The sequence below is a fragment of the Mycobacterium sp. genome, assembly GCF_049802695.1.
In the GTDB taxonomy this organism is placed as follows: Bacteria; Actinomycetota; Actinomycetes; order Mycobacteriales; family Mycobacteriaceae; genus Mycobacterium.
The window spans coordinates 1-1,819 of sequence record NZ_JBARMY010000472.1 but is presented as its reverse complement, the minus strand read 5'-3'; the positions used below and the strand labels follow the sequence as shown (position 1 = coordinate 1,819).

Annotated in this window: 1 protein-coding gene; it reads right to left on the bottom strand. The window is 69.3% G+C overall.

The features are described 5' to 3' along the window. Nucleotides 1–1,819 (bottom strand): aminotransferase class V-fold PLP-dependent enzyme (locus WA317_RS18870; RefSeq protein ID WP_425174485.1); only part of this gene is annotated, 1,819 nt, incomplete at both ends.

Sequence of the window (1,819 nt, the reverse complement as noted above, 5' to 3'; positions counted from 1 at the left end):
TCGTCGGCCAGAGGATGCCCCGGCAGATACGGCGCCAGGTGAGTGCGCACCGCGACCGGACCCACGCCTGGGCCGCCACCGCCGTGCGGAATGCAGAACGTCTTGTGCAGATTGAGGTGGCTGACGTCGCCACCGAACTTCCCCGGCCGAGCCAGCCCGACGAGCGCGTTGAGGTTGGCGCCGTCGATGTAGACCTGGCCACCGGCATCGTGCACGGCGGCGCAGACTTCGGCGATGTCCTGCTCGTACACGCCGTGGGTGGACGGATAGGTGATCATCAGCGCCGACAACTGCTCAGCGTGCTCAGTGATCTTGGCGCGTAGATCGTCCAGGTCGACGTCGCCGTTGGCGCGGCAGCCCACCACTACCACCCGCATACCGGCCATCGCCGCGGACGCGGCGTTGGTGCCGTGCGCACTCGACGGGATGAGACAAATGTTGCGGTGCGGTTCGCCGCGGCTGGCGTGATAGTCATGGATCGCCAGCAAGCCCGCGTATTCGCCCTGCGAGCCTGCGTTGGGTTGCAGCGACACGGCGTCGTATCCGGTGAGCTCGACGAGCCACGTCTCGAGTTGGGCGATGAGCCGGCGCAGCCCGGGGGTGTCGGAGTCCGGCGCGAACGGGTGCTGACGGGCGAAGCCCGGCCAGGTGATCGGCTCCATCTCGGCCGCGGCGTTGAGCTTCATGGTGCAGGACCCGAGCGGAATCATGCTGCGGTCCAACGCGACATCTTTGTCGGCGAGGGTGCGCAGCCGCCGCATCATCGACGTCTCGGTCCGGTAGTCGGTGAACGCCGGGTGGGTGAGGAACGCCGACGTGCGGGTGACTATGCCGGCGCACACAGGTTCGGCGGCTTCCACGCCGAACGCCTGCAGCACCGCTGCAACGTGCTCGGCTCTGGTCGCTTCGTCGCAGGCCACCGAGACATGGTCGGCGTCGACGCGCCATAGATTGATGCCGTCGGCCTTCGCGGCGGCGAGCACCTCGTCAGCGCGGCCGGGCACCCGCGCCAGCACGGTGTCGAAGAATTCGTCGTGCACCAGCGCGTCGCCCAGTGCGGCGGCGATCGTCTCGGCGTGCCCGTGTACCCGGCGCGCGATGGCGGTCAGCCCGTCGGCGCCGTGATAGCTGGCGTACATCGCCGCCATTACCGCCAGTAGCACCTGGGCGGTGCAGATATTGCTGGTCGCCTTGTCGCGCCGGATGTGCTGCTCGCGGGTCTGCAACGCCAGCCGGTAGGCGGGCGACCCGTCGGCGTCGACCGACACACCGACCAGCCGGCCCGGCAGCTGCCGGGCGTGCCGGGCGTGCACCACCAGATAGCCGGCGTGCGGACCGCCGTATCCCATTGGCACACCGAAGCGTTGGGTGCTGCCGAACGCGACATCAGCACCGATCTCGCCGGGTGGGGTGATCAGCGTCAACGCCAGCAGATCGGCGCCGACGGCGACCAGCGCGCCGCGGTCATGGGCCTGTGACACCAGCGCGCTCCAGTCGGTGACCCGGCCGCTGGCTCCCGGCAGTTGAGTGATGACGCCGAAGAATTCGCCGTCCGGCAGATCCGGAAGACCACAGCGCAGGTCGGCGGTGACGATCTCGATGCCCAACGACTCTGCGCGGGTCGCCAGCACGGCAGCGGTCTGAACGAACAGGTCCGCGTCGACCGCCAGCCGGTTGCTTTTCCCGCGCGCGGCGCGGTGCATCAGCGTCATCGCCTCGGCGGCGGCGGTGCCCTCGTCGAGCATCGACGCGTTGGCGACTTCCAGGCCGGTCAGGTCGGCCACCATGGTCTGGAAGTCCAGCAGGGCCTCCAGCCGGC